Source organism: Paenibacillus sp. FSL E2-0177 (assembly GCF_037992975.1).
GTDB classification, from domain to species: Bacteria; Bacillota; Bacilli; order Paenibacillales; family Paenibacillaceae; genus Paenibacillus_AQ; species Paenibacillus_AQ odorifer.
Genome location: NZ_CP150307.1, coordinates 2,889,986 through 2,913,105, shown reverse-complemented (window position 1 = coordinate 2,913,105; position 23,120 = coordinate 2,889,986). Strand labels below are relative to the sequence as shown.

General features: G+C 45.5%; 22 protein-coding genes. 7 read left to right on the top strand and 15 right to left on the bottom strand.

Going from position 1 to position 23,120, the window contains the following annotated elements; all coding sequences use genetic code 11:
• Positions 1-5: 5 nt before the first annotated feature.
• Both MHI25_RS12945 and MHI25_RS12940 read right to left on the bottom strand, forming a co-directional pair.
• A complete protein-coding gene (locus MHI25_RS12945) occupies positions 6-2,702 on the bottom strand; it encodes a calcium-translocating P-type ATPase, SERCA-type (RefSeq protein ID WP_218642814.1) in 2,697 nt (898 codons plus the stop codon).
• Between the two features lie 126 nt (positions 2,703-2,828).
• Positions 2,829-3,242, bottom strand: coding sequence for a DUF2500 domain-containing protein (locus MHI25_RS12940; RefSeq protein WP_340395508.1), 414 nt, complete (start codon positions 3,240-3,242; stop codon positions 2,829-2,831).
• A 184-nt stretch (positions 3,243-3,426) separates the two neighbouring features.
• Between MHI25_RS12940 and MHI25_RS12935 the strand changes: the two genes are divergently transcribed.
• The 6 genes from MHI25_RS12935 to MHI25_RS12910 all read left to right on the top strand — a co-directional run bounded on the left by MHI25_RS12935 (position 3,427) and on the right by MHI25_RS12910 (position 7,257).
• The gene (locus MHI25_RS12935; protein WP_248548088.1) at positions 3,427-3,789 is read left to right on the top strand and encodes a hypothetical protein; all 363 of its coding nucleotides are present in this window, start codon (positions 3,427-3,429) and stop codon (positions 3,787-3,789) included.
• A gap of 89 nt (positions 3,790-3,878) precedes the next feature.
• Positions 3,879-4,166: a hypothetical protein gene (locus tag MHI25_RS12930; protein ID WP_340395507.1), complete on the top strand. Its 288-nt coding sequence runs from the start codon at positions 3,879-3,881 to the stop codon at positions 4,164-4,166.
• Positions 4,167-4,440: 274 nt separating this feature from the next.
• Positions 4,441-4,611 carry a hypothetical protein gene (locus MHI25_RS12925; RefSeq protein ID WP_340395506.1) on the top strand — a complete coding sequence of 57 codons (171 nt, stop codon included), beginning with the start codon at positions 4,441-4,443 and terminating at the stop codon, positions 4,609-4,611.
• Positions 4,612-4,739: 128 nt separating this feature from the next.
• Positions 4,740-5,600, top strand: coding sequence for a YitT family protein (locus MHI25_RS12920; RefSeq protein ID WP_076279779.1), 861 nt, complete (start codon positions 4,740-4,742; stop codon positions 5,598-5,600).
• Between the two features lie 464 nt (positions 5,601-6,064).
• Entirely contained in the window at positions 6,065-6,382 is a 318-nt protein-coding gene (locus MHI25_RS12915) for a transposase (RefSeq protein ID WP_036683594.1), read from the top strand.
• A complete protein-coding gene (locus MHI25_RS12910; RefSeq protein WP_143766422.1) occupies positions 6,331-7,257 on the top strand; it encodes an IS3 family transposase in 927 nt (308 codons plus the stop codon). Before MHI25_RS12915 ends, MHI25_RS12910 begins: the two co-directional genes overlap by 52 nt.
• A gap of 1,177 nt (positions 7,258-8,434) precedes the next feature.
• Here the strand turns inward: MHI25_RS12910 and MHI25_RS12905 are convergent.
• The 4 genes from MHI25_RS12905 to MHI25_RS12890 form a co-directional block, all read right to left on the bottom strand.
• A complete protein-coding gene (locus MHI25_RS12905; protein WP_036686212.1) occupies positions 8,435-8,722 on the bottom strand; it encodes a stage VI sporulation protein F in 288 nt (95 codons plus the stop codon).
• Positions 8,723-8,788: 66 nt separating this feature from the next.
• Complete coding sequence (recG, locus tag MHI25_RS12900; RefSeq protein WP_036686210.1) at positions 8,789-10,840, bottom strand: ATP-dependent DNA helicase RecG; 2,052 nt, start codon at positions 10,838-10,840, stop codon at positions 8,789-8,791.
• 9 nt (positions 10,841-10,849) lie between these two features.
• Complete coding sequence (locus MHI25_RS12895; RefSeq protein WP_076304166.1) at positions 10,850-11,713, bottom strand: DegV family protein; 864 nt, start codon at positions 11,711-11,713, stop codon at positions 10,850-10,852.
• Positions 11,714-11,796: 83 nt separating this feature from the next.
• Positions 11,797-13,581: a DAK2 domain-containing protein gene (locus tag MHI25_RS12890; protein ID WP_076136154.1), complete on the bottom strand. Its 1,785-nt coding sequence runs from the start codon at positions 13,579-13,581 to the stop codon at positions 11,797-11,799.
• Between the two features lie 190 nt (positions 13,582-13,771).
• Between MHI25_RS12890 and rpmB the strand changes: the two genes are divergently transcribed.
• Positions 13,772-13,960 carry a 50S ribosomal protein L28 gene (rpmB, locus tag MHI25_RS12885; RefSeq protein ID WP_036686205.1) on the top strand — a complete coding sequence of 63 codons (189 nt, stop codon included), beginning with the start codon at positions 13,772-13,774 and terminating at the stop codon, positions 13,958-13,960.
• Between the two features lie 102 nt (positions 13,961-14,062).
• On the opposite strand, the gene spoVM is transcribed toward rpmB, so the two are convergent.
• From spoVM to def, 9 genes are all read right to left on the bottom strand, one after another.
• On the bottom strand, positions 14,063-14,143 hold the full coding sequence (gene spoVM / locus MHI25_RS12880) for a stage V sporulation protein SpoVM (RefSeq protein WP_020431362.1): 81 nt from the start codon (positions 14,141-14,143) through the stop codon (positions 14,063-14,065).
• Positions 14,144-14,320: 177 nt separating this feature from the next.
• The gene (gene rpe, locus MHI25_RS12875) at positions 14,321-14,986 is read right to left on the bottom strand and encodes a ribulose-phosphate 3-epimerase (RefSeq protein ID WP_076280357.1); all 666 of its coding nucleotides are present in this window, start codon (positions 14,984-14,986) and stop codon (positions 14,321-14,323) included.
• Positions 14,987-14,990: 4 nt separating this feature from the next.
• Entirely contained in the window at positions 14,991-15,896 is a 906-nt protein-coding gene (rsgA, locus tag MHI25_RS12870; RefSeq protein WP_076129151.1) for a ribosome small subunit-dependent GTPase A, read from the bottom strand.
• Positions 15,897-15,991: 95 nt separating this feature from the next.
• The gene (gene pknB, locus MHI25_RS12865) at positions 15,992-18,238 is read right to left on the bottom strand and encodes a Stk1 family PASTA domain-containing Ser/Thr kinase (RefSeq protein ID WP_076179563.1); all 2,247 of its coding nucleotides are present in this window, start codon (positions 18,236-18,238) and stop codon (positions 15,992-15,994) included.
• Positions 18,238-19,011, bottom strand: coding sequence for a Stp1/IreP family PP2C-type Ser/Thr phosphatase (locus MHI25_RS12860; RefSeq protein ID WP_076129149.1), 774 nt, complete (start codon positions 19,009-19,011; stop codon positions 18,238-18,240). Before MHI25_RS12860 ends, pknB begins: the two co-directional genes overlap by 1 nt.
• Before the next feature lie 6 nt (positions 19,012-19,017).
• Positions 19,018-20,058 carry a 23S rRNA (adenine(2503)-C(2))-methyltransferase RlmN gene (gene rlmN, locus MHI25_RS12855; RefSeq protein ID WP_036686196.1) on the bottom strand — a complete coding sequence of 347 codons (1,041 nt, stop codon included), beginning with the start codon at positions 20,056-20,058 and terminating at the stop codon, positions 19,018-19,020.
• A gap of 151 nt (positions 20,059-20,209) precedes the next feature.
• Complete coding sequence (rsmB, locus tag MHI25_RS12850) at positions 20,210-21,541, bottom strand: 16S rRNA (cytosine(967)-C(5))-methyltransferase RsmB (RefSeq protein WP_256720996.1); 1,332 nt, start codon at positions 21,539-21,541, stop codon at positions 20,210-20,212.
• Positions 21,542-21,678: 137 nt separating this feature from the next.
• A complete protein-coding gene (gene fmt, locus MHI25_RS12845; RefSeq protein WP_076301809.1) occupies positions 21,679-22,614 on the bottom strand; it encodes a methionyl-tRNA formyltransferase in 936 nt (311 codons plus the stop codon).
• Positions 22,615-22,619: 5 nt separating this feature from the next.
• Positions 22,620-23,099 (bottom strand): peptide deformylase, encoded by a 480-nt coding sequence (def, locus tag MHI25_RS12840; RefSeq protein ID WP_036686193.1) that lies wholly within the window; start codon positions 23,097-23,099, stop codon positions 22,620-22,622.
• Positions 23,100-23,120: the final 21 nt, after the last annotated feature.

The window sequence follows — 23,120 nt, the reverse complement described above, 5'->3', positions numbered from 1 at the left end:
AATTCTTAATCCCAGCTCTTGCCCCTTCCGCTTATCCGGACAAACAGCTTTACAAGTTCTACTATGACAATAATCGCTACAGCTGCCGCACATACTATTCCCCACTGTAATCCACTTAAATGTGAGACACCAAACCAGTCGTTTAAGCCCGGGATGATGATCACAAGCACAAGCATTAGTATAGAGATCAGCGACGCCCATAACATATACCGATTGCTGAACCAACCGATCTGGAATAGCGATTTTTTATTGGATCTGACGTTAAAAGCATGGGCAATTTGCAGTAATCCTAATGTGGCAAAGGCCATTGTAACCGCAATACCTTCATTGTAATGCGTATGCGCCCATTGGTACACGAATAACGTAAGTGCCGCTTCTATAATCCCTTGATATATTATCCCGATCCCAACGCCGCCAGCAAAAATGCTACTGCTTGCTTTACGCGGCTTCTTCGCCATTACATCCTCACCGGCTTTCTCAAGCCCTAGGGCAAGTGCAGGTAAAGTATCCGTAACGAGATTAATCCACAGGATATGGATCGGCTCTAGAATACGCCAACCAATCATAGTGGCAATAAATAATGTCAGCACTTCCCCAAGGTTAGCGGAGAGAAGGAACTGGATTGCTTTGCGGATATTGCTGTAAACTTTCCGTCCTTCTTCAACGGCAACAACTATAGTCGTAAAGTTATCGTCGGCAAGCACCATATCTGATACACCCTTGGCAACATCCGTTCCGGTTATCCCCATGCCCACACCGATGTCGGATGATTTAAGTGCAGGAGCATCATTTACACCATCTCCGGTCATCGCCACAATTTTTCCTTTTTGCCGCCAAGCCTTAACGATACGCACCTTGTGTTCAGGAGAGACGCGTGCATAAACCGAATAATCGGTAACCTTCTCCGCAAATTCCTCTTCGCTGAATTTATCCAGCTCACTGCCCGTTAATACACCTGATTCATCTTCAATAATCCCTAATCTTTTGGCAATAGCCGCTGCTGTATCACGATGATCCCCTGTAATCATTACAGGTCTTATTCCCGCTTTACGGCAGATGGCTACCGCATCCCGTACTTCCTCACGCGGCGGGTCTATCATACCAACCAAACCAATAAATACTAACTCTATCTCCGTGGTATCTGGTGAGAGATCGGTCGGCAGCTGCTCCTCATCTCGGAAAGCAAACGCCAACACTCGAAGTGCGTCATTTGCGAGCATTTTATTACTCTCCATGATATTCCGCTTATGTTCGTCTTGTAGAGGTACAATTTCTCCATCCACATAAATATGGCTGCATTTGGACAAAAGTACATCTGGTGCACCCTTTGTCAGCACACGATATCGACCATCTTCTACCTCATGAATCGTTGTCATCAGCTTGCGATCAGAGTCAAAAGGCAGCTCATTTTTACGTGGATATTTCTTTTCAAGCTCCCTTTTGTCAGTACCTATACTAAGCGCATAATCGACTAACGCGGTCTCCGTCGGATCGCCGATGATTGCTTTTCCGCTCTTGGTTTGGGGATCCTTGTTTCCAGCTTTTGCTTCAGTTTCACTAGGAGTCTTTCCTTCGTCAATGCTGGAGTCATTACAAAGCGTCATAGCTTGAAGCAATAACTCACCACCAGGAATCCCTTCAAGTCCTGCACTGGAATCAGTGGTCTTTCCGTTGACATGTACTTTTTCGACAGTCATTTTATTTAATGTTAAAGTACCTGTCTTATCGGAGCATATAATCTCTGTACTTCCGAGTGTCTCCACGGCAGGAAGCTTGCGAATGATCGCTTTTCGTCCCGCCATTCGCTGCACACCAAGCGCGAGAATGATCGTAACAATTGCTGGCAGCCCTTCCGGGATAGCCGCTACCGCAAGTGAGATCGAGGTGAGTAGCATATCCATTAGCTCTCTTCCCTCGAAGATCCCAACGGCAAAGATAATCACGCAAACGCCAAGAATAATAAAGGTGAAATATTTCCCTAGTTCATCCAGCTTTTTTTGCAGCGGTGTTACATCATTATCTTCCTCCGAGATATAACCGGCAATTCTACCGACCTCCGTCTGCATTCCTGTTGTTGTAACGACACCAACCGCCCGGCCATAAGTAACACTGCTGCTCATATAAGCCATATTGGTGCGGTCACCGATTACAATGTCGCTACCTTCAAGCACACCGGCCCGCTTTTCTGATGGCAATGATTCTCCTGTAAGCGCGGCTTCCTCCGTCTTTAACGATGCGGCTTCCAAAAGTCTTATATCCGCCGGAACTACATTTCCAGCTTCCAGTAATACGATATCCCCGGGTACGAGGTCTTCACTTTTTATCTCAGTAACCTGACCGGAACGTCTTACTCTGGCATGAGGAGAGGACATGCTTTTAAGCGCATCGAGTGCCTGCTCCGCCTTATTTTCCTGAATAACTCCAAGCACCGCGTTCAGAATGACTACAAGCAAAATAATAATCGTATCCGTCCATTCCCCCAAAACTCCTGACAATACAGCTGCTACTAGCAAAATAAAGATCATTACATTTTTAAATTGTTCGATAAACTTTTCTAATAGCGATTTAGTCTTCGCTTCTTGCAGTACATTCTTCCCATATCGCTCCAGAAGTTTAGCCGCTTCATCGGAAGATAAACCCTCTTTCCGAGTTTCCAGCCTATTCAGCACTTCTTCCTCGCCCAGTGTATGGAAGGGTACCAGCCCTTGCGATTGTGAATTATTTGAATTCAAGACCATAGCCTCCTTCCAGAATTGAGATCTGGTAAAACCTCTCATATGAGTTTTACCCAAAACAGGCATGGTGATTCTTGAATGGTATGTACTTTTTTAGAAATTTAGATGTTCTTTCTTCAAATCGCGATTGAAGCTTTTAAACCTAGTCCCTTGATACAGGAGTTCGCCTCGGTCACCTTCTACAATCAGGCTAAAATCCTGATCTCTTACCTGCAACTCTAAACGAGAGCCATCGGCAAACTCAAACGTAACGTAATAACTAGTATTTGCTCTCGATTCACCGGATCCACCCCATACCTCGGTTCGTTTGGTGACCGCTGTGCAGTTTGCTTTTATCAAAGGACTTGCGTTATTGGACATCCAGATTCTCACTGATTTAACAATTATAAAAACGAAAAGGCCAAGAAAAAGCAAAGCAAATAATTTAAAAAACAGTGGCATCTCATGAATGAAACTTCCGAAAAAGCTGCGCTCATCAAAACCGTTAAAATCCTGCCATTCGCTCAAATTTATCCCTCCTGACTGAAACTAGATAATAAAAGTTATCTATGCTGCGAAATACGTCATTTTTCCCGTTCGGTTTCATGTTTTCATCATCTATATATGAATTTTTTTCACAAAACAATTTGGATTCAAAGGAAAAGGTATGGTATGCTTTTTATACCACATACAGTTGGGAGGTGTTATTTCGGTGCAATATATAGCGCGTTTATCACTACATTGGTTTCTTCGTATCGTCCTAATTCTGGGAATGATGTTTTCTTTTCCACCTGCCTGGTCTGGAGGAATATTCACTACGGAGCAAGAATCAACGACATCCGAAATTGAACGCTACGAGCGAAAGTTTACACCTCCCGTAAGGATTGCACCTCAAATAACCCCTCAGGTAGGAGCCATCAAAATAACTGAACAGTGGGGAACGAAGTCACTTGCGGTCGTTGCAATACTCCCTGTACTTTCTTTACTGTTCCGTCCAGTGATTTATAAATTCCTGCTTCGACTACGGCTGTACCTGTTAAAATTTACGTCTCATTTTCTAATTTTACTCCACTAACGAAGTTCACCTCTGCCCTAAATGAATGTCGGCTGAAGGGAATTTAGAACTTCAATTGATAAAAATCTTATGTATCATGAATTATAGAGATGCGGATTTCACGGTGGGTATACATGCTCGCATTGCTCATCATCCACTGGAAGAAAGCAAGTATCTTGGCTGAACCATGTTCTGGATATCCGTTCCGGTGTACATTAGTAATATTCGCAGTACTATTCTTGATTGCTGGATTCACCGACACCATTCATCTAGCAGACAGAAGTTATTGGCGCACTACTAGTGGACTTGTCCTCGCTGAAACCGAACATGTTAGACGAATTGAAAAGCTCGTGATCCTATTTCGTTATTTCTTAGGTGCCATCTTCTTCTTCAGCTAGAGACTGAGGTACATCCACCCACCTTAGGCGGTGAGGCGCTCTGGTACTCCCTTGCAGCAGTTATCGTTATACTGATTGGCGCAACTTCGTTGCAGGCTTACTGGCCGGACATAGCGTTGGTCACAGCCTTCATGCTTCATCTATCATTGGATGCCTATAGTCTCACGGGATAAACTTTAAATTGTTTTAGCCAATTTGGGTAAAGAAAGCGGAGTGCTGGCTAGTCTTCACTATTTGCAGCCATTTGCAGCCGTTCGCAGCTATTTGCAACCATTTGCAGACATTCGCAACCATTCGCGGCCCTTTACAGCTATTTGCAGCTATTTGCGGCCATTTTCAGCCATTTACAGCCTTTCGCAGAGATTTGCAACCATTTGCAGCCATTCGCAGACATTTACGTGCTGATCCATGTTGTCCTTGGACATTGTCTGACGAAGGAATCTAAATAGATTTATAAAATAATGGATAAAGTATTCAACTTTGAGAAACGACATGATGCACGAATATCCAAAAAATCTGCCATAGCCACTGAAAATAAGTAAGGTCGTTTCCCCTGTTGAAGGAGGAAAAACTATGCAGAACAAAATAAATCAACGTCAACAGCTACAAAGAAGCTCTACCTTCCGAGTTCTCACAGTCATTGCCGGCGCATTGCTTGCTGCTGTAGGATTGGAATTATTTTTAATGCCACATGGCCTTGTTGTCGGCGGGATTACAGGTTTATCCGCATTATTCGCTCATACTACTGAAATGCAGCTTGGATTGTTTCTATTTCTATTCAATCTGCCCTTTATATTTATGTCGCGAAAGCAAGTAAATCTCCGCTTTGCTCTTTACACTGTTTTGGGATTAACCTGCCTAACCATCGCGTCTCTTGCGCTGCATCGTTTTCCTGCTGTGATTAGCGATCCTTTACCTGCCGCAATGGCAGGAGGCATCTGTCTTGGAGTAGGTATCGGAATATCTGTGAGATTCGGCGGTGTAAATAAACAAGCCAGTGACCAGGGGTATTCTCTGCTGAGCGGCGGACCTCCAAAATCAACGGAAGTCGTTATTATGATCCTGAACTGTGCAATTCTGCTTTTTGCAGGTACATTGTTCGGTTGGGAGCAAGCAATGTATTCTATTATTGCCTACCTGCTGGCTTTCGAAGGTGTTCGTATCTCACTACGGGGATTATCCCACTCCCGCACTGCTTGGATTACCAGCAGCCGATGTTTGGACATTCAGCAAGCAATCGCAACCTCCCTAAACCGAGAAGCTGCGATTGCTGAAGGTTCAGGGCAAGATGGAGAGGTTAGCACGTTGTTTTGTCTGACGAACAGAATGGAAGAAGAGCATCTTCGGGCACTCGTTCTACAGTGTGATTCAGAGAGCCAAATTGTGTTTAGATCAGCCACTAAAGATCATAGACAAACACGCTTACACGAATAAAAAGAAGGGAGCGCCCTTAAGCCATCAAAATGGCTGGAGCGCTCCCTTCTTTTTGAATTTAGCCTTTGATCGCAACCAATTTTTCTGAGCGAGACCTAATTTCTTGAGCGAAGACTCCTTTTTTTTGTTTGAGACCCAAAACTTCTTGATCGAGGCCTCAAACTCCTTGTGTGAGGCCTCAAACTTCGCTTAATCTAACATGTTTGCGCGATTGAGGCAGCTATCGGACATAGGAGACCTTATACGCGAAATAATCCTGAATTTTGGATGCTATCGGACCCCATAGCTCCTATTGGCACAAAAAACGCCAACTATGAGCTTATTTCTTATGAATAACTGCACTGGGGTCCGAAACCTCGCTCCAAAGGCGATATATTTGTGAATAACGTTATTGGTGAAGCTAGAATAAAAAGTGGACAGTAGTTAACAGACTGGCGATAATGAGTCCACGGAGGTGTGTTCACATGGGAGAACATCGACAACGGTATAACGAAGAATTTAAAAAACAGACAGTGCAGTTCATTCAAGAGCAAACAAAGACAGTGGGCGACTTGGCGGAAGAGCTCAACATCCCAAAAAGTACCCTGCATCAATGGATGAGCCAGTATCGAGAACTAAAGAATGAACCGGCAGCTAGCGTGGATCGAGTACGGGAACTCGAGGCACAGTTGAAAGAAATGAGCCGTCAACTTCAAGAAAAAGATAACAAGATTGCCGATGTGGAAGAGGAATTAGCGATCGTAAAAAAAGCAGTGCACATCTTCAGCAAACCAAGGAACTGAGATTCCAGTTTATTGAAAAACATCGCTCCGAGTTTCTCTTGGAGAAGATGTGCATGACCCTACATGTGTCACGGAGCGGGTACTACAAGTGGCGGACAGAAAAAACCAGTACGCATATGCTTCGTAAGGCTGCGATAATGAAGCGAATTCAGTATCATTTTACAGACCATCAAAAGCGGTATGGGAGTCCGAAGATCACCCGCCTGTTACATCAAGAAGGTTATACCGTTACCGAACGCACGGTGAGTGTGTACATGCGACATATGAAGCTTCGCTCCATTGTCTCCAAAACGTATCGGGTACAGACCACCGACTCCAATCATGACCATCCGATTGCCCCGAATACGCTGAACCAGCAATTTAAAATACGCAAACCCAATTCAGTATGGGTTACCGACATTACGTACATTCCTTGCCGGGGAGGGCGGTTGTACCTGGCTAGTGTGATGGACCTTTGCACGCGCGAAATCGTGGGGTGGCGTTTGGAGAACCATATGGAAACTAGCTTGATTTCGGGCGCTTTACAAGATGCTTACGAAGCTAAACAACCGGAAAAGGGTCTATTACATCACTCCGATAGAGGTTCTCAATATACTTCTCATGAATACACGAAGCAGTTGAAGGCTTATGGCATGGAGTCCAGCATGAGCCGCAGAGGTAACTGTTATGATAACGCCTGTATCGAGTCGTGGCACAGCATTTTGAAAAAGGAGCTCATTTATTGTAATCCACGATTCAAAACTAAGGAGCAAGCCTACCAGACACTTTTTCAATATATTGAGTTTTACTATAACCGCAAGCGAATGCATGGCGCGCTGGGGTATCTTTCTCCAGTTCGTTTTGCTGAGCAATTGACTAGAATGTCTGTTGCGTGACTGTCCACTTTCTTGACAGAGGTCCATGGAGTCCGAAAGCCACAGCGGATGATCATGATTCGGCGGTAGCGACTTGCGGATGAACAAGATTCGGTGGTACCCGACAGCAGATGAACTTGATTCGGTAGCATCAGACGATGGATAAACATAATTCAGCGGTACCCCACGGCAGATGAATGAAATTCGGTGGCATCGGACACAGCGGACCTTATACGCGGAATTATCCTGAATTTTGGATGCTATCGGACCGCATAGCCCCTATTGGCACCAAAAACGCCAACTACAAGCCTATTTCTTATGAACAACTGCACTGGGGTCCGAATCCTTGCTCCAAAGGCGATATATTTGCGAATAACGTCATTGGAGTCTGAATGCCACAGCGGATGATCATGATTCGGCGGGATCGACTTGCGGATGAACAAGATTCGGTGGTACCCGACAGCAGATGAAGTTGATACGGTAGCATCAGACTATATATGAACATGAATCGGTAGCATCAGACGATGGATAAACATAATTCAGCGGTACCCCACGGCAGATGAATGGAATTCGGTGGCATCGGACACAGCGGACCTTATACGCGGAATTATCCTGAATTTTGAATGCTATCGGACCGCATAGCTCCAATTGGCACAAAAAACACCAACTACGAGTCTATTTCTTATGAATAACTGCACTGGAGTCCGAAACCTTGCTCCAAAGGCGATATATTTGTAAATAACGTCATTGGAGTCCGAATGCCACAGCGGATGATCATGATTCGGCGGGAACAGACGGTGGATGAACATGATTCGGCGGGATCGACTTGCGGATGAACTTGATTTGGCGGGATCGGACAGTGGATGAACATGATTCGGCGGGATTGGATAGCGAATGATCATATTTCTACGGTATTGGACAACTGTTGACTATGATTCAGTGGCATCTGACGAAGGTTGACCATGATTCGGTGGCATCAAACGATGGATGAACATCATTCAACGGTACCGGACGACGAATGACCACGATTCGGTGGCATCGGTTGTCCAGAATAGAAACGTATTGCAGCTTGCCGTAACTGCGACCAAAAACGCAAAGCAGCGATCCTCCAGTAATAGGAGGATCGCTGCTTGCAGACTGTCACATACGATGAAAAAAACATCTATGGACAACCCCTACTTTTCATTTAATACGCTACTTAACGGAACATTCCCCACAAGCGGATCAAATGAAAGGTGTTGTTCGGATCGATTTTCTGCGCGATGATAAACTTCACAATTTGTTCTTCCTGTGTCGAGGTCAATTTCTCGTTCAATACACCTGACGCTTTTCGTACCAATCTGCGAACAACCGCAGGATCCTGCAGCTCCTGTTTCGAGATGCCCTCAATCATACTTTTGATACGATCCTTCACAGTCGAGTTTTTCATCTTCAGCTTGATGCGATCCACCAACTGAGGGCTAATTCCGAATTGTTGATAACCCAAGTGTAGCACCTCCCGTCATATCCAATCTTTCACAGTATATGAGCCTTCGGTGCTACATGTGCCTAGTTAGTCAATTAATTCTCCTTGGAAGATTTGTTCACTCTGTAAATAATGCCGAAGAGATGCATATTCAGGTGATGTCCAAAAGGCTTCATCCTTAAGCAGCTCAGCAACATCATCCCGCGCCTGCTCGAGAATTTCAAAGTCAGCCGTCATATCTGCCAGCCGAAACTCCGGCAATCCACTCTGCTTTGTCCCAAAAAAGTCCCCCGGACCACGCAGCTCCAAATCCCTTCGGGAAATCTCAAATCCGTCATCCGTATCGGTCATGGCAGTCATTCGCTCACGTCCAATTTCAGATTTTGGATCAGCTACCAACACACAAAAAGAGGCATGCTGCCCTCTTCCTACCCGTCCACGCAGCTGGTGCAGCTGTGACAGGCCAAAACGATCCGCATCCATAATGATCATCAATGTAGCATTAGGAACGTCTACACCCACCTCCACCACCGTAGTGGACACAAGCAGCTGTAGCTCATTGTTATAAAACGCCCGCATCACTTCATCTTTTTCAGCGGGAGTCATTTTACCATGTAAAAGCCCAACTTTATAGCTAGGGAAAGCTTGGCTCATCTGAATATGCAAATCAATAGCATTCTGCACATCCAGCTTCTCGGACTCTTCAATAAGCGGACAGATCAGATAAGCTTGACGACCGAGATCAATTTCACGCTTAATCAGATTCAGCACACGATCCATGAGATCATGCTTTACCCAATAGCTAGTTATTGGCACCCGGCCTTTCGGCCTCTCAGATAAAGTGGATACATCCATATCTCCAAAAACAGAGATAGCAAGCGTACGAGGAATAGGCGTCGCCGTCATCGTCAGTACATCCGGATTATATCCTTTACGCCGCAATACACCACGCTGATTCACACCAAAACGATGCTGCTCGTCAGTTACTACAAGACCCAGATCACGGAAAAATACATCCTCCTGAATCAAAGCATGTGTTCCTACCACGATATCAAGCATCCCCATTTGCAACGAGGCCAATAATTCTTTACGTTTTCGGCCAGTCACACTGCCCGTAAGGAGTCCTACAGTAATCCCAAACGGCTCAAACATTCTGGTAAGTGAACGCATATGCTGCTCTGCCAAAATCTCTGTAGGCACCATAAGTGCACCCTGAAAACCAGATCTTACCGTAGCAAAAAGCGCCACTGCCGCAAGCACTGTTTTACCTGAGCCAACATCTCCTTGTAGCAGACGATTCATGCAATATGGTGAACGCAGATCATGTAAAATCTCCAGCTCTACACGTTTCTGCGCATCTGTAAGCTCAAAGGGCAGACTGCGTACGAACTGGCGTACCGTCGCGTTATCCACTGTGTGGACTACCCCATCCATCCGCCCGCGGTTCAGAACCCTGAACGCTTGCATCTTCAACTGGAACAGGAATAGTTCCTCATACACCATCCTACGGCGCCCCTGCTGCCCTTCACGAGTGTCCTCAGGCCTATGAATAGTGGCAATGGCCCGTTTACGCGGCATGAAGTCATATTCCCTCATAATAGAATGCGGTAAAATTTCTGGAATCAGATCCCCATACTGCTGAAGTCCCTGATTAATAACCTTCCTGATCCATGACTGCGTGATCTTACCACCTACTGAATAGACTGGCTGCAGTGTTCCCGTCTTCCCTTCACCACGATCCGGAAATTCATAATCAGTCACTGTAATCTGATTGCGCTTCTGATCCCATTTTCCGGTCAGCACAATTTCCCGTCCCACAGTGAGTTGCTCTCTTACGTAATGGCGGTTAAACCAGGTTGCTGTGAACATCCAGGGCTCTGCAACCATCTTACAGCTGAGACGTGACTTGCCGCCAAAGCGCTGCAGCACAGGGATACCGATCACTTTTGCCTCAACGGTCACTTTATCCCCGTGTTTAGTCTCGCTAAGCGAGCGGGGCCGATAATCCTCGTAGCGGAACGGATAATACTCTAATAAATCCTTTACTGTAAAGACGCCAAAGGCGTGAAGCTCGCTTTGCTTTTGAGCACTCACGCCAGTTATGTTTTTTACTTCAATTTGATTTAATGCCAGTGTCATATTTATCCCTCATTTTGCAGGCCAAATGAACACAGCTAATGTACCGTTACCGACATGGCTGCCCACGACAGGGCCGACGTTCGTCAGCACTTTTTCTTCCAAGGTGAAGTGTCCTGCAAGCTCATTCAGGAACTCCTCGCCGGAAGCCGGTTCAGCCGTATGACCCACGGCCACATTGATTTTGTTTACACCCTGCAGATCCCGCTTGAACAGTTCAATCATACGGGCGACAGCCTTCTTACGGCCTCTAACTTTCTCCACCGCATAAATAATTCCTTCTGCATCAATGGACAGGATCGGCTTAATATTCAGAAGTGTCCCCAGAATAGCGGAGGCTTTCCCAATTCTCCCGCCTTTTTGTAAATATTCAAGTGTATCTACTAAGAAGTAAAGCTTACGCGATTGACGTAGGCTTTCTACAGCCTCAAGTATCTCTTCAGGTCCTTTGCCCTCAGCAGACATTCTGGCAGCTTCCACTACCATAAATCCAAAACCATAAGAAGCGGAGAGAGAATCCACAACAGTGATTCCTTCTCCCTCTTCCTCCAGCATCGATTTAGCCAGCAATGCAGATTGATAAGTCCCGCTCAGTCCAGAAGAAATATGAAAGGAAAGGATAGAACAGCCCGGGTTACGCTCCAGAATACTGCGGTACACATTCATATATTCAACCGGTGAGGGTTGAGAAGTAGTCGGCAGCTGTGAGGTACGGGGAAGACGCTCATAGAACTGCTCCGGAGTCATATCCAGATTGTCCCTAAAAGCCTCTTCGCCGAACATTAAGGTCAACGGTACTACCTCAATTCCGTACGTTTCCGCCATTGTTGGCGGGATATCTGAAGTGCTGTCGGTGACGATAATGGTACGATTCATGGATTTTCTCCCCCAAGCTATAATTTTGCCAACTACGCAATAGCAAATTTCTACTCCATTGTTAAAGAACCATTAATTCCTACCTATGGCTCTACAGAGAACAGATAATAATACAGGGGTTGGCCACCCTCATGAATCTCAACTTCCACATTCGGATAAGTCTCTTCCAGCCACTCACTCAAAGAATCAGTAGCCTCGGATTCTGTTTCTGCACCAATAAGGATCGTGACGATTTCGTCGCCATTCTCCAGCATGTTGGATAACAGCGCCTGACTTGCAGCTAAAAGATCATCTGCCGCAGCAACAATTTTGGAATTAGAAATCCCAATAAATTGGCCCGACTTAATCTCCAGCTCATCAAAGCTTGTATCACGAACAGCGTTCGTTACTTGTCCGGACTTCACATGAGAAATTGCTTCCAGCATATTCTCAGAATTAGTCTCCACAGCATCTTCCTCTTGGAACGCAAAAGCTGCTGCTATTCCCTGTGGAATACTTTTACTTGGAATCACCGTAATCTCACGTTCGCCTTCTAGAAGATCTTTAGCTTGTTGAGCGGCAAGAACAATGTTCGAGTTATTCGGCAAAATATAAACATGCTTCGCAGATATAGAAGAAATCGCGTTCACGAAATCCTCCGTGCTAGGATTCATTGTTTGACCACCAGCAAGGACTACGTCCACTCCAAGGCTTTTGAAAATATCAGCAATACCTGCGCCAGAAGATACCGCAATGAAGCCGTAAGGTGCCAAATCATCAGCTGGTGGCTCAGCAGGAGACATTTGCACTGCACTCTTCTCATTCGGCATATCAGCGAACACATCAGGCATCGGTGCAATATCCATACCCGCAGTCAGCAGGTCACGATGCTGCTCTCGCATATTAAGAATATGAATCTGCGTGATCTCCCCATAAAGAAGAGCCAAGTTCATCACTTCACCCGGAGCCTTAGAGTGCACATGCACTTTAATCGTCTCATCATCCGAAATTACAATAATGGAATCGCCATTAACTGACAACGCTTTCCTAAAAGCTTCCTCATCAAAATTAGTTCTCACGTTAACGCCTAACTGGCGATTAATGAAAAACTCCATATCATATAGAAATTCTATATCTTCAGTAGATAGCTGTGACTGTGCAGAAGACTGTACAGAAAACAGTTCATTTTCAGGTTTCGTTAACACGGGTTTAGGCGCTGGTGCAACGGGTGTGTGGGTTTGTCCTTGCACAGATTCAGACAGACCGGTACTTCCGTTCGTCAGATGCTGGTGAAACCCTTCATAAATGTAGACCAAACCTTGACCGCCAGAATCTACAACACCGACTTGCTTCAATACAGGTAATTGCTCAGGCGTATAAGCTAAGGCTTCTTTTGCTTTGGCTAATACCTCTGTCATCAGCTCCACAACGTCAGTAGTACGGCGGGCATAATAAACAGCATGTCTTGCAGCCTCTTTAGCTACAGTAAGAATAGTTCCCTCTACAGGTTTTACAACTGCTTTATACGCAGCGTCCACTCCGGTTTGCAGCGCAGCAGCGAACTGCTGTGTATTAAGCTCATCATGTTGAGCCGCATACCTGCTAAACCCTCTGAATAACTGGGACAAAATAACGCCGGAATTCCCGCGAGCTCCCATTAATAAGCCCTTGGAGAGTACACCTGCACATTGGCCCACAGAAGTGGTGTTATTTTTCTTTAATTCATTCGCACCTGCGGTCATCGTCAAATTCATGTTTGTACCGGTATCTCCGTCTGGGACCGGAAAAACATTTAGGGAATTGACGTGTTCTGCATGCTGTTGCAGCTTATCCGCTCCAGCCAATACCATAGCGGTAAAATCTGTTCCGTTTATAGAACGCTTACTCAATTGAGAATTCCCCTTCCTAACTTCATGCCTAATCATTCTATGATTAACAGGACATAATGCACTAATTTACATTGTACTATAAGTATTAAAAGAAATAAATGTTTTTGAATCGGTTGACGTAGCAAAATTTGCTGTGATATTATAGATAAGTATTGTTTATGCAGGTGTTAGGAATAAGGAGGTGTAATCTATGTCCCGCAAATGTGCAGTAACAGGCAAGAAACCGAGCAGCGGCAACCACGTGTCTCACGCTAATAACCGCAACCGTCGTTCTTGGGGAGTTAACGTTCAGAAGGTCCGTATCCTCGTGAACGGTAAACCAAAACGCGTGTACGTCAGCACCCGTGCTTTGAAAGCCGGTAAAGTTGAACGCGTTTAGTCTTTAGCAATTTTTAAGACCGAACGATAACTTATATGAAGCAAAAAGCACCCTTTACATTTGTAAGGTGCTTTTTTTCATGTTTTCTTTTCTGTTAGAGGCTTAACTCTTCTGAAATGTGTTCAATATTGCTTTAACAAAACCTCCCAAAAACCTTGGCAGCTTAAACGTGTAAAATTTCATGATTTACCCTCCCATCAATTCATGCCGTACGCAGGAGACTTTCCTCTTGTCAATAACGGAAACGAACTGCAGTCCTCCCTGCCAAAACAAAAAAAGGCTACATGAGATTTCTGCTCATGTAACCATATTTATGCACCGAGGACTTGGCCTATACCTCTAGTCTCAATCGCCTATTTTTTAACGCAGTGCTGATTCGGCTGCTTCTCGAATTCCTCGGATCGCCGCAGCACGATCACTCCGGCCAAAAACTGCATTCCCCGCTACCAAAACATCGGCTCCAGCTGCCACAACCAATGGTGCTGTATCTTCCGATACTCCACCATCTACTTCGATCAATAAATCTGGATTCACTTCATTCGCCCATTCTCGAATTTGAGTGATTTTGCGCAAAGTGTTAGGAATGAATGCTTGACCACCAAAGCCTGGATTAACGGTCATCACCAGAATCATATCCACATCCTCCAGCACCTCACGCACCGCTGAAGCCGGAGTACCCGGATTAATTGCTACACTTGCCTTCAGCCCCAGTTCCTTGATCTGATGAACCACACGATGCAAATGAACGCATGCCTCAGCGTGAACGGTGATCACACTTGCACCAGCTGCAGCAAAATCAGGGATATAACGTTCTGGTGACTCAATCATCAAGTGAACATCAAGTGGCAGCTTGGTATGTAACGATACAGCTTTTACAATAGGTGGACCCAACGTGATATTCGGCACAAAATGACCGTCCATTACATCCACATGTATCCAATCTCCACCACTGGCTTCCGCCTCTGCAACTTCTGGACCTAAACGCGCGAAATCTGCCGACAATAAAGATGGTGCTATTCGTATCATGATGTTAGTACCTCCGCTTTTTATCTTTCATTTCATTAAAAAACAGTTTGTAATGATCATAGCGACTATCCGCAATTTTCCCTGCTTTCCAAGCCTCTATTACACGGCAGCCTGGTTCATGCTGATGACTGCAGCCCCGGAACTTACAATCGGATGCGTATTGAGCAAATTCACGAAAACAAGTGGACAGCTCTTCTACACCAAGCTCCAAGAAATCAAGCTGACTAAAACCTGGGGTATCTGCAACAAAACCTCCACCACCAATATCCATCAGCTCCACATGACGGGTCGTATGACGACCACGTCCCAATCGTAAACTGATCTCTCCAGTCTCCAGTTTAAGCCCTGGAACAATACGATTCAATAAGGTGGACTTACCAACCCCCGATTGACCCGCAAATACGCTGATGCCGCCAGTAAGCCTTTGTCTTAGCTCATCGCTTCCGGCACCAGTAAATGAACTTGTAACCATCACTTCATATCCGATATCCTCATAAAGTTCTTTAACATAACGGGTAGCTTCACCATCATCATCCGCCAAATCCTGTTTAGTCAGAACAATTAGGGGTTCCAGACCCGAATGCTCAATATGAACTAGAAACTTGTCCAACAGATTCAGGTTCATATCGGGCTCCCGAACGGAGAATAAAAGCACTGCGAGCTTAACATTCGCTACAGGTGGACGAATCAGTTCAGATTCTCTAGGTAGAAGTTCATCCACCATTCCTTCTCCATGCTCAGTAAGGATATAAATAACCCGATCTCCAACTAGCGGAGCGATCCCTTTTTTCTTGAGAATTCCTCGGCCTCTGCATTGAACAGAATGCTCTTCAGTCGCAATTAATCCTTCGCGGAGCGGTTTCACATAATAATAACCGCTTAACGCCTTAACAATTATTCCTTCAGGCATACATAGTGAGCCTTCCTCTCCTGATTTTGCGAAAATGACCCAAGTCTGATATCCCCGGGTCATTTCGCTACGCAACCGTTCAGGTTAAACCCTGTTTAGTTGTTGTTTTTATCTTTAGATTTATCCTTGCCTTTATTGTTGTGCTTATTATTGCCATTATTAGTCGATTCACTATTTATAGAACTATTGTTTACGAACCCTGTCTGATTCACCGCCCCGTTATTCCCTCCGTCATTCTCTGAACCTGAACCCGGCAAGATCTCCGGTTCAATCGTAGGTTCAATTGTAGGCGTAGGTTCAGCAGAAGGTGTTGGAGTTGGCTGTGGTGTTGCTATAACTGGTGGTTCAGGCTCCTGAACGGTTCCGTTCTTCGCATCGATATAAGGAATGACATAAGTGTCCAAAAGCACACCGTCACGGGTAACAATAACCGAACCATCTTTATTAGGAGCCAATACTAGATTAACGGATAACACTTGGCTCTTTCCAATGGTACGTGTTCCCCAATCCTGTTTCTCTCCATTATTGCGCGCATCCACGAATTCGATACGAATCTTGCTCTTTTTCCCATCCTGAGCAGGAGCGACTGGCACATTAAAGGTATAATTCAGGGCTTCAGGTGGATAACCTGTACTTAAGTAAATCGTTATCGCTGTTCCAGGTGGAACAGAAGTACCTGTCCCTTTATCAAATGCCCAAGTCTTTGTTACTTTACCTTCTTCAATGCTGAAGCTGGATTCTTTCTTCACTTCTCCAAGAACAAGCTTGGCACCTTCAAGCAGCGCCTTTGCCTCACTCTCCGTCTTACCGATGAGATCTGGCAACAGTACACTTTCTTCTCCTTTACTAACGTAAAGGGTGATTTGAACCGTCTCAGGATCGAATTCAGTATTTAATGCAGGGTCAGATTTTACAATGAGACCTTCATCTGTATTTTCGTCATAGAGAGGTTTATTATCAATCCTGTCCTGGGCTACACCCAGCGCCATCAATGCCTTAACCGCATCATCAAAGCTCTTGTTAACTACATCTGGCATCTTGGGTAATGGCTTAGCCGTATTCACAGTGAGTATAAGGGACGCTCCTTTTTTCACTTTGGCATCCTTTTCCCTACTCTGCTTAATGACCACATTCTCTTCAAAATTCGGACTGTAGTCATACAGAATAGGATCAGCAACCTCAAGCCCCAAATCCTCAAGCTCAGTTTGTGCTTGTTCTATCTGTTTACCTACTACATAAGGAACGGAAACCTCAGGAACAACTAGCTGTGATTTAACGTACCATACGAGACTGGCCATAGCCAACAGCAACAGTAAGGTAAGCCCAATCCATAATGTGGGTTTTGCCCATTGTTTTTTACCTTTGCTTGAAGGCACCGGTTCATCATCTTCATCACGAACCATCCGTTCCTCACGATGATTACGATTACCATTGCTTCTTTGAATCGGTTTTATCGCCGGGATAACCCGCGTACGATCCTCATCTTCTTCATCGTTGAACAGAATCTTCGCCTCACTGCGACGCTCCGGCAATAAGCATGTTTCCAAATCCTGTAACATTTCTTTGGCAGAGTCGTACCGCTCCTCCGGGTTTTTACGCATTGATCTCAGAATTACATTCTCAACGCTTTGCGGAATGAGTGGATTCAGAAGTTTTGGCTCTTCAAACTCTTCTTGCAGATGTTTTAAAGCTACACTAATCGGACTCTCTCCCAAAAAGGGCAGGCTTCCAGTAAGCATTTGATAAAGTACAATACCTAATGAATACAAGTCAGACTTTTCTCCTGTAGAGACACCTTTGGCATGCTCTGGCGAGAAATAATGTACTGAACCAACCACAGAACCGGTCTGTGTTATGGTTGTTGACGTAACTGCGCGGGCAATCCCAAAATCGGTTACTTTCACCCGTCCATTGCGTCCGATCAGGATATTATGTGGTTTTATATCACGATGAATAATTTGATTCTGATGCGCATGATCTAGGGCATCACAGATTTGTGAAGCGATCCGTACGGATTCATCAACCTGCAATGGCGCTCGTTCTTTTATAATTTCATTAAGATTCTGACCCTCAATATACTCCATGACAATGTAATGAATTTCGTCTTCTTGTCCTACATCGTATATGCTGACGACATTCGGATGAGACAAAGATGCGGCAGACTGCGCCTCACGCCTAAAACGGCGAATAAATTCCTCGTCATGCACAAACTGATTGCGCAATACTTTGATGGCGACATTTCGGTTTAAAAGAATGTCATGTGCTCTATAGACGAGCGCCATTCCACCTCCGCCGATCCGTTCGATGACTTGGTAACGGCCGCCCAATTCGTGACCGATCATCAATCCCACTCCTTTGTTTCGGGCACAGCGGCCTCTCCATGATGTTCTAACAAAGCGACGCTAATATTATCGCCACCGCCGGCGAGCAGTGCCAGCTGAAGTAAACGGTCCGCTCTTTCCTCTAACGATATCTCATGTATACCTGCTACTTTGCCTAAATGCTCATTTGTGACAAAGTTGCTTAAACCATCGCTGCATAGAAGCAAAATTTCCCCTGGTAGCAGAGCTATAGGCGCCATATCAACCTCAACCTCAGCATCTGTTCCAAGCGCCCTCGTCAGCACATTACGACGCGGATGATTATCCAATTCCTCCACACTGATCTGACCGTTCTTGAACAGCTCATTGACTAGCGTATGATCCTCGGTTAATTGAACTGCCGCACTGTCTTTTATTAAATAGGCTCTGCTGTCTCCGATATGGCCAATATATCCGTTTGATCCATTCAAAAGAACAGCAACGACAGTAGTACCCATATTATGATACTTATCGTCACCGGAAGCCTCCCTGAACACAGTGCTGTTAGCTTCCAAAATAGCAGCTGACAACGCATCACGCAGAGCTTCGTCTTGAAGTTCAGGCTCTAACCCGTCCAGGTTATTCCTCATTGTCTCCAAAGCGAGCCTGCTTGCGGTTTCACCAGCCTGATGTCCACCCATCCCATCGGCAATTATGCCGAGTGTATAACCGTGGCGCGTCGCGCCGATCCAGACCGAATCCTCATTGACAGAGCGCACTCGGCCAATATCGCTGGCATGAACTGTTCTGATCAAATATCCTCACCCCAACTCCATATGTTTGGCACGCAGCTGTCCGCATGCGGCCGCGATATCATGGCCTTGCTCACGGCGAATAGTAACATTCACCCCGTTATCAGCCAAAATACGTTGAAACTCAAAGATATCATTGCGTGAAGTACGTACATATTTTCGCTCAGGCACATGGTTTACCGGAATCAAATTGACGTGGCACAGCATGCTCTTAAGCACCCCGGCCAATTCCTCAGCATGCTCCGGTTGGTCATTTACCCCGCCGATCAAGGCATATTCAAAGCTGACACGTCGTCCAGTCTTAGCTTGATAATAACGCAATGATTCAATTACATCATCAAACGGAAAACGGCGGTTAACAGGCATTAGCTTTGAACGCAAGGCGTCGTTAGGCGCATGAATCGAAATCGCCAAATTAATCTGGGTATCTTCTTCTGCAAATTTATAAATGCTCGGTACAATACCGCTGGTGGAAACAGTAATATGCCGTTGTCCGATATTTAGGCCCTTCTCATGAATCATAAGACGCAGGAATCTCATTGTTGCATCATAGTTCTCAAACGGCTCACCAGTACCCATGATAACAATGCTGCTGACACGTTCGCCGCGCGCATCAAGGATTTGTTGGGAACGAACAACCTGAGCTACAATTTCTCCCGCTGTCAAATCCCGTTTTAATCCACCGAGTGTGGAGGCACAGAAAGTACAGCCGATTCGGCACCCTACTTGGGTTGTTACACAAACGCTATTGCCATAATTATGTTTCATGATAACTGTTTCGATAGCATGATCGTCATGCAATCCAAACAGGAATTTTACAGTTCCATCTTTAGATTCCATTTTAGTAATTTCAGTTAGTGCTGCAATAGAGAATTGTTCATTCAGCTTCTGGCGAAGCCCTTTGGACAAATTGCTCATTGCTTCGAAGTCATTCACACGTTTTACATACAGCCAATCAAAAATTTGTCCACCACGAAAAGCAGGCTCACCATTGTCTTTCGCCCACTGTTGTAACTCTTCTAAAGAAAAATCATATATTAAAGGTTTCATTATTATCTACACCTGTTCTTTCATAAGGATATGCGTATTATTTCTCATTCTTCCTATTTTAACACAAATTTCAGAGACGGTAAAAGAAAACGCCCGCCGTACGGTAGCCCGGCGGGCGGAGGATACTACAATTGTCAGAAAATTTGCTATATTACAAGACTCTCTGCAGCTTGGAAATATAGAACCCGTCGCTCCCATAATGATGAGGCAGCAGCTGAATTCCCTCACCCTCAGCCAGCGCAGTACCCTCCAGCCTGTCCCATAATGGGGAGGCAAAAGTTACAGCGGTGAAGTCAGGATTCTGCTTCAAAAAGTCAGCTACTACTTCACTATTTTCCGCTTGTTCAGTAGTACAGGTACTATATACCAGAATGCCACCCGGTTTCAACAGTTTAGAGACCGACTGCAGCAATTCCCGTTGCAATGACGCTACGCTAGCCACATCTTCCGGCTGCTTACGCCATTTGAGGTCTGGCTTACGGCGAATTACGCCGAGTCCAGAACAAGGTGCGTCGAGAAGAATTCTATCAAAGGATTGATGCTCTAAAGTGTGCTCCAGCTCCAGCGCATCTGCACTGCCTGTAGATACGCAATCAAGACCTAAACGTTCTGCTTGATCTGAGATCAATTTCGCTTTATGCAAATGCAGATCATTAGCGTAAATTGATCCTTCATCTTTCATGAGCTCGCCCATATGTGCTGTTTTGCCCCCAGGAGCAGCGCAACAGTCAAGCACCCTCATACCAGGCTCCGGAGCTACCGCTTCAGCTACTAGCATAGAACTCTCATCCTGAACGGAGAGATATCCATCACGATACCAGGAGGTGAGCGCCAGGTTTCCGCCGCTTTTCACAACAATACCATAGGGACTAACCTCAGATGCTGAAGCTTGCAGACCTTGTTCAATCATCTGGTTCAGCAGAGCTTCACGACTGATCATCGTTGTATTCACACGTACGCTGACCGCAGGCGGCTCATTATTAGATGCACAAATCGCTTCCGCCGTGTCGACACCGTACTCGGTAATCCAACGTTCCACTAACCACAACGGATGTGAGTATAATATCGATATCCGCTGCGCTTGACTCAGCCCCTCAGGCAGAACCGGTAGATCACCAGCACGCAACACACTGCGCAGCACACCGTTAACCATCCCTGAGATTCCCTGGTGGCCTTTTTTCTTCGCTATATTAACAGCCTCATTAACAGCTGCATGGGACGGTATACGATCCAGATACATAATTTGATATAAACTTAACCGCAGTAAATTACGGACCCATGGCTGTAGTTTAGCTATCCCTTTACTAACAAATCCTTCAAGCACATAATCCAAGGTGTTCATCCGCGAAATAGAGCCATAAACAAGTTCTGTGACCAGTCCGGCATCTTCTTTGCTAAGTGTCGCCTTCTGTAGACTGCTGTTGAGCAGCAAATTGCTATATGCACCTTGCTGCTCAACTTTAACCATTATATCAAGCGCGATTTCCCGGGCAGAAGCAGGGGCAACCTTACCCTTATTGCCAGCTCTGCCGTTGTTGCCAACTGCTTTGGAATTGTTCCCCTGTCTCTTACCAGCGTTAGGATTTACTGCTGATCGGCCAACACCATTTCCACCGCCGCTCAACCTAACACCGTCCCTGGCTTCATAACAGCACCACGGCTAAAATCGGCCGCACTCATTGCTTTTTTGCCAGCAGGTTGAACCGTTGTCAGCAGCAGACTTCCGTCACCTGTTTTCACTTCGACACCTTGCTCGGTTACAGAAAGCACCGTTCCTGGAGCACTATCGCTTGCTTTCTGCTCTTCAGGCAGTTTAGAAGCCCAAGCTTTAAAGGTCTCACCATTCCAGAGCGTGAATGCGCCGGAAAAAGGAACTAATCCACGAATTCGATTATAGTTGTCATGTGAGGTAGCGTTCCAATCCAAACGTTCATCCTCGCGATTAAGGTTAGGAGCATAAGTTGCCTCACTATCGTCTTGCTGAACAGCTTGAACTTTTCCACTCACTAAACGTGGCATTTCAGACTTTAACAGATCTCGTCCCGCTAGGCTTAGCTTCTCAAAAAGAATTCCTGAGGTATCTTCAGCCTCAATAGCCACTTCGACACGAGAGATCATGTCACCGGTATCCAGCCCTTCCGCCATATACATCAAAGTAACGCCGGTCACTTTCTCACCATTGATGATACTACGCTGAATCGGAGCACCTCCCCGATATTTAGGAAGCAACGAACCGTGTACATTCACACAACCATTCCGCGGTAAGTCCAACACAGCTTTAGGCAAAATTTGACCATAAGCAGCCGTGACGATCAAATCCGGCTCATATGCAGCCAGCTCAGCGACTGCCTCAGGACGACGCATGCGTTCAGGCTGAAGCACAGGTAATCCAAGAGCTAATGCGGCTTCCTTAACTGGTGAAGGAGCCAAGATCTTTTTTCTCCCCTGCGGACGATCCGGTTGGGTGATGACAGCTACAACTTCATAGCCTTCATCTACCAGCATTTGCAAGCTTGGCACCGCAAAGGCTGGAGTTCCCATGAAAACAATCTTCATATTCCTCACTCCTCAGTCTCGTTAGCAGTCATCTCGTACACTTTTTCAGCGATATCTGTAAACAGAACTCCATTCAAATGGTCAATCTCATGCTGAAAAGCCCGGGCAAGTAAACCACTGCCGGTTATCGTAATCTCTTTTCCCTCACGGTTAAGGCCACGTACAGTTACAGTCTCCGCACGGCGTACATCACCATTCAAGCCAGGAATACTAAGACATCCTTCTGGCCCTAGCTGTTCACCTTCCATGCTGATGATTTCAGGGTTAATCATTTTGATCAATCCATGCTCTTCATCCGCATCCACCACAATTAGACGTTTCAAAATTCCGACTTGGGGTGCCGCCAGCCCTACTCCTTCAGCGTCATACATCGTATGTGCCATATCATCCAGCAATTTTTTAACATTAGGAGTAACTACTGCTACTTCTTTAGCTTTTTTGTGCAATACTTCATCCGGTTCCTTAACGATCAAACGTATAGCCATTACAAAACACCTTCCCGTTCT

What these genes read in the sequence shown, in the direction of transcription:
- MHI25_RS12930 (WP_340395507.1), top strand. Translation starts at nt 3,879, where the DNA reads ATGCGGATTTCACGGTGGGTATACATGCTCGCATTGCTCATCATCCAC.
- MHI25_RS12920 (WP_076279779.1), top strand. Translation starts at nt 4,740, where the DNA reads ATGCAGAACAAAATAAATCAACGTCAACAGCTACAAAGAAGCTCTACC.
- MHI25_RS12915 (WP_036683594.1), top strand. Translation starts at nt 6,065, where the DNA reads ATGGGAGAACATCGACAACGGTATAACGAAGAATTTAAAAAACAGACA.
- recG (WP_036686210.1), bottom strand. Translation starts at nt 10,840, where the DNA reads ATGACACTGGCATTAAATCAAATTGAAGTAAAAAACATAACTGGCGTG.
- MHI25_RS12895 (WP_076304166.1), bottom strand. Translation starts at nt 11,713, where the DNA reads ATGAATCGTACCATTATCGTCACCGACAGCACTTCAGATATCCCGCCA.
- rpmB (WP_036686205.1), top strand. Translation starts at nt 13,772, where the DNA reads ATGTCCCGCAAATGTGCAGTAACAGGCAAGAAACCGAGCAGCGGCAAC.
- spoVM (WP_020431362.1), bottom strand. Translation starts at nt 14,143, where the DNA reads ATGAAATTTTACACGTTTAAGCTGCCAAGGTTTTTGGGAGGTTTTGTT.
- rpe (WP_076280357.1), bottom strand. Translation starts at nt 14,986, where the DNA reads ATGATACGAATAGCACCATCTTTATTGTCGGCAGATTTCGCGCGTTTA.
- rsgA (WP_076129151.1), bottom strand. Translation starts at nt 15,896, where the DNA reads ATGCCTGAAGGAATAATTGTTAAGGCGTTAAGCGGTTATTATTATGTG.
- pknB (WP_076179563.1), bottom strand. Translation starts at nt 18,238, where the DNA reads ATGATCGGTCACGAATTGGGCGGCCGTTACCAAGTCATCGAACGGATC.
- rlmN (WP_036686196.1), bottom strand. Translation starts at nt 20,058, where the DNA reads ATGAAACCTTTAATATATGATTTTTCTTTAGAAGAGTTACAACAGTGG.
- fmt (WP_076301809.1), bottom strand. Translation starts at nt 22,614, where the DNA reads ATGAAGATTGTTTTCATGGGAACTCCAGCCTTTGCGGTGCCAAGCTTG.
- def (WP_036686193.1), bottom strand. Translation starts at nt 23,099, where the DNA reads ATGGCTATACGTTTGATCGTTAAGGAACCGGATGAAGTATTGCACAAA.